7 protein-coding genes and 1 pseudogene are annotated in these 4064 nt (G+C 69.1%); 3 read left to right on the top strand and 5 right to left on the bottom strand.

Translation table 11 applies throughout. The annotated features are described in order from the left end of the window. A pseudogene (locus IH61_RS0139520) lies at positions 1-97 on the bottom strand (IS5/IS1182 family transposase); the annotation flags it as partial. 152 nt (positions 98-249) lie between these two features. Next, positions 250-771, bottom strand: a complete 522-nt coding sequence (locus IH61_RS43755; protein ID WP_158845896.1) for a hypothetical protein — start codon at positions 769-771, stop codon at positions 250-252. Positions 772-867: 96 nt separating this feature from the next. Between IH61_RS43755 and IH61_RS0139530 the strand changes: the two genes are divergently transcribed. Together IH61_RS0139530 and IH61_RS0139535 are read left to right on the top strand one after the other, a co-directional pair. Further along, on the top strand, positions 868-1182 hold the full coding sequence (locus IH61_RS0139530; RefSeq protein WP_158845898.1) for a molecular chaperone GrpE: 315 nt from the start codon (positions 868-870) through the stop codon (positions 1180-1182). An 8-nt stretch (positions 1183-1190) separates the two neighbouring features. After that, positions 1191-1511 carry a type II toxin-antitoxin system PemK/MazF family toxin gene (locus tag IH61_RS0139535; protein WP_078911746.1) on the top strand — a complete coding sequence of 107 codons (321 nt, stop codon included), beginning with the start codon at positions 1191-1193 and terminating at the stop codon, positions 1509-1511. Here the strand turns inward: IH61_RS0139535 and IH61_RS45410 are convergent. The 3 genes from IH61_RS45410 to IH61_RS43765 form a co-directional block, all read right to left on the bottom strand. After that, the gene (locus IH61_RS45410; protein WP_078911747.1) at positions 1418-1831 is read right to left on the bottom strand and encodes a hypothetical protein; all 414 of its coding nucleotides are present in this window, start codon (positions 1829-1831) and stop codon (positions 1418-1420) included. The two genes, IH61_RS0139535 and IH61_RS45410, sit on opposite strands and share 94 nt — an antisense overlap. A gap of 522 nt (positions 1832-2353) precedes the next feature. Then, positions 2354-2815 carry a hypothetical protein gene (locus tag IH61_RS43760; protein WP_051838777.1) on the bottom strand — a complete coding sequence of 154 codons (462 nt, stop codon included), beginning with the start codon at positions 2813-2815 and terminating at the stop codon, positions 2354-2356. Positions 2816-2887: 72 nt separating this feature from the next. After that, complete coding sequence (locus tag IH61_RS43765) at positions 2888-3304, bottom strand: hypothetical protein (RefSeq protein WP_158845901.1); 417 nt, start codon at positions 3302-3304, stop codon at positions 2888-2890. A gap of 455 nt (positions 3305-3759) precedes the next feature. On the opposite strand from IH61_RS43765, the gene IH61_RS0139555 reads away from it, so the two are divergent. Beyond that, the coding region (locus IH61_RS0139555) for a hypothetical protein (protein ID WP_031079226.1) at positions 3760-4064 on the top strand (305 nt) is incomplete at its 3' end.

Genomic DNA, 4064 nt, shown 5'->3' on the forward strand with positions numbered 1-4064 from the left:
CCTTCGTGTCCACCACCAGGTGCCGCTTCCTGCCGTTGATCTTCTTCGCCGCGTCGTAGCCGCGCGAGTCCTTCCCGACCGTCTCGGCGGCCTTCACCGGGCCGGTGACGAACTCCCGGTATGCCTCCGGTGCCCGCCGCGGCTACTGCGCCGTAATCCGACGCCACCGCGCGGATTCGGCCTCGTCCAACAGGGGGTGCTCGGGATCGCAGAGCGGCGAGCAGAACTGGGGGCGGAATCCGATGGAGATCACGTCCAGGGGGGCAGCGCACGCGAGCAGACTGAACAGGTCGCGGCAGCACGGCGGATGCGACGCGCTTCGTCGCAGGCCACGTTGTTCAGCCGCAGGCGTTCACGGTCGATGACATGGCGCAGCTGCATTTCGAGGTGGTCGTCGAAGGTCCACGGGCCTTCCTCGTCCGGATCGTCGAAGCAGATGTCGATGAGGACCTTGACCATCTCGGGCGCGCTGGCCTGGGCGACTGCGGCCTTCACCAGAAGGTCGGCACCGGCTCCCCCGCCGCAGCGGTCGGGCTCGTAGTCGGCCCGGTCCCGGGTGGCGTAGCCCAGGTTCTTGGCCGTTTCGATCGGCTCGAGCATGCTGCGCTCGCCAAGGTGGGTGGCGCACCAGGGGATGTCCTCGCTGAATGGGCCCCTTCCGCAGTACGGCTCGCGGCAGAGCTCCTGAACCATCTCCTGGGTCAGGCACAACTCGAACCGGCATCCGCCGGCTACCACGACCACCTGGTGTTCGGGGTCGGCGCTCTCCACCCGGACGAGGACAACGTCGTCGCCAGCGGACCTGTCATCTGCCCGGCCAGGCATTTCCGCTTGAAATGCTGCATATTCTGCTGCACGATGTGAGGCATGAGTAGTCTCACTGGAAAGGCCGTGGCGCGGAAGTCCGTACCGGTGACGGCCGAGGACACCCAGACAGTCGAGCGTCTCCGGGAGCCCGCCGGCGCCTACCGTGCCGCCATCGCCGAACTTCTCGGAGTCGAACTCTCCGCGAACCCCTCCGAGGCCGAAGTCCTTCAGGCCCTCCTCGAAGCCGGCCGCATCGCCGTCGAGCAGAAGGTCATGGCCACCGGCTACGCCGCCCTGGCCGCCGCACGCGACGACGAGGACCGCGAACACGCCCGCGCCATGCGAGGGCGCCGCCGCGGCTCCAGCGAGGACTGAGGAACACCGTGACCGAGATCGTGCCAGTGCGCGGCGTCGTCTACCGGGCAGACGTCGGCTACGGCCTCAAGCCGTTCCTCGTCGTCTCGAACAACGCCCGTAACCAGAAGCTCGAAGACTGCCTCGCCGTCCGACTCACCACCACCCCCAAACCGGACCTCCCGAGCATCGTCAAGCTCGGTCCGGCCGATGGCGCCCTGGTCGGCTCCGTCCTGTGCGACGACATCGTCGTGCTCTACCGCAACGAACTCCGCGAAAACCTCGGAGCCCTCAGCACCACCACCATGGTCAAGGTTGCCGCCGGCCTGCGCGCCGCCCTCGCCCTGTAGCGAGGAGCGCTGTGCGGCTCAGGCGCGGGAGGCCGCGCCTGAGCCGCACAGCCGTCAGCGCCGTCTCCGGCGAGGATTACCGCCGCGCCCGCGTCACCGACGGTGAGCGAAGCGAACTGTGGGTCCAGGGCGTCGCTGATCTCCGCCACCGGGGTGGCGGTGATCGTGCTCAGCTGCTCACCGCTGACGACCATGCCGCGACGGGCCCGCCCTGACCGGATCAGACGGTCCAGGACGATCACCCCGGTCAGCATGCCCGCGCAGGCGTTGGAGACATCGAAGCGCGCGGCCCGTTCGAGCCCGAGCTCTTGGGCCAGCATCGCAGGCAACGGCGGCCTGGGCGACGGCTGCGTCGTGATCACCGAGCTCGTTGCGGCGACGGGTGCGGATCCGCACCCGTCGCCGCAACGAGCTCGGGCCGATGGAGAAGCTGCTCAGCACGGCGAGCGAGGTCATCAGGGTGCTGGCCGCTACCTCGCGCTGTCCCGGACTGGTAACCGTGACGGCTGCCTGGAGCGGTCCCCTGAGCCGTTTCGGCGTGAACAGTGGCCTGACCGTGGATGACGCGAACAGCTATCGGCGGGATTCCGGGCGGGGCCTGAAGCGGTCGGCGGTCGCCACGAGGAAAATGCCTGCCAGAAGTCCGGCGGCGCTGCGGCCCCAGAGGGATGTCGAGGCACCGGGTGCGAGCAACAGCACCGCCGCCACGAGTACCAGCACCGTCCGGCAGGATGAACGCCAACGGGACGCCGTGGTGGTGGCCGGTCGCCTGCCGAAGACGGAGAACTCCAGAGCCGCGCCCGCAAGGACGCCTCCGATTGCCATGATGGATTCCGGGCTCATCACTTGCAGTACCCGCCGGAGTAGTAGTACGGAACGACGGGTCCCACCCACTCCGGATACTTCACGGCCACGCACTTGTCCATCGCTATCGCGACGCCGGCGAACGCCGCGATCCCGTTGTTGACCGGCAGCAGCTTCCCGGCCAGTCGGGCCCACCTTCCGGTGAGAAAGGCACCGACGGCTCCGCCTGCGGCGATCCGGTTGGTCTCGTTCTTGTTGAAGCGGATGGTGCCGAAGACGGTTCCGCCCCGGACCTGGGGGTCGGCGACGACGGGGAACGCCGTTCCGGTGGTGAATCCGACGGTCTGCACGAGGGCGGAGCCCTCCAGGCGGTACGAGGTCGGCACGGCATTTCCGTTGGCGTCCTTGGCCCATGGCGGGGCGATGGTGCCCACGACTATCTCGGCCCCGTCGGACGGCACGGTGAGTTCCACACCGCCGTCCTCCTGGAGGACGGCCACCGCTCCTTCCGGCAAGGTGAGCGGGAAGCGCCACTCACGGGGTGCCGATGCGTCCTTCATCGTCACCAGGGCTCATACACCTCCGCTTCCGGTGGGTTGTACCGCCAGATCCGCCGACGGTGCGGCGCCCGGGTACACGACGGTGCCGGCGCCGGCCGCTACGCCCGAGACGTTCGCGGTCTGCGGCAGTGCGAACGAGATCGCGGCGACGCCGTCCACCGCCAGGTCCACCGACCCGGACGCGTTCGTCGGCGCCGTCACCGTGACGGATCCCGACGCAGTCTCGGTCGCCGTCACGCCGACCGCCCCGGGCGCGTCGACGGCCCGCGCGAGGTCGGCCACGCCTGTGGCCTTCTCCACGATCGCGGCGGCCTGTTCCGCTCCGGCGGGTCCGTTGTCCGCGAGTGCGGCCGGGGCCGCGCACACTGTGAGCGAGCTTGCCAGTGCAACCGTCAGCGCGGTGCACGCCAAGCGCTGAATCCTGAACATGTGAACTCCTTCTCATGCATTAACCGGTACATGTCATCAAATCTCCGGCGGGGCGGGCGCCGCCCGCGTCCGGGTCTGCGATGCACGGATCCGACACCGCGCTGATTCAACGGCGGGCATGGCCCCCATCCCGCGGCACGCTGATGCCGGGTCAGTTTGCATGAGGAGAGATGAGGTTTGCATGAGGCGGATTCTCGTTGCACGCGGCGCACATGGGGTCGGCAGCTTCGGGTCGGCCTTCTCCGGCTTGGTCCCGCCGAGCGCCACGACGTTCGCGGCCTTCACCACGGCACGCTGCTCCTCGCGCCGCTCTTTGCGCCAGGCCGTCGCGTACTCGGGGCCAGGCATCAGGAACTCGGGCACCGCCGCCACCCACTCCTCCTGGGCCCGCTCCTGGTCGGCGGAGGACCCGGCGAAGGTGAGGAACGGGTTCAGCTGGTACAGCGAGCGCGGCCATGCTGAGTATGGATCAGGCTCTCCGGGGGATCGCACTGGCGGTCACGGGGATCACCGACCTGCCCAAGGACGAGCAGCAGGCCGCAGTGGCGGAGTTCGGCGAGGGGGCCCTCACCGCCATGCTCACGGTGGCGACGAACACCTTCCTGGTCTGGGGCGCCAGCGCCGGGTCGGACATCAAGCACACCCGAAACCTCACCACCGCCGCGCTGGGCGCCGTCGCCACCTTCGCCGTGCCGGACGGCGACCCGGAGACCATGCGCGAGCTGTTCCTCGGCACGCGAGACGAGGCCATGACCCGTCT

Origin of the sequence: Streptomyces sp. NRRL WC-3742, assembly GCF_000720635.1 — a bacterium.
Lineage (GTDB): Bacteria > Actinomycetota > Actinomycetes > Streptomycetales > Streptomycetaceae > Kitasatospora.

Coding starts and splice junctions, on each gene's coding strand:
- IH61_RS45410 (WP_078911747.1), bottom strand. CDS start 1,831: ATGCTGGCCCAAGAGCTCGGGCTCGAACGGGCCGCGCGCTTCGATGTC.
- IH61_RS43765 (WP_158845901.1), bottom strand. CDS start 3,304: ATGTTCAGGATTCAGCGCTTGGCGTGCACCGCGCTGACGGTTGCACTG.
- IH61_RS0139530 (WP_158845898.1), top strand. CDS start 868: ATGAGTAGTCTCACTGGAAAGGCCGTGGCGCGGAAGTCCGTACCGGTG.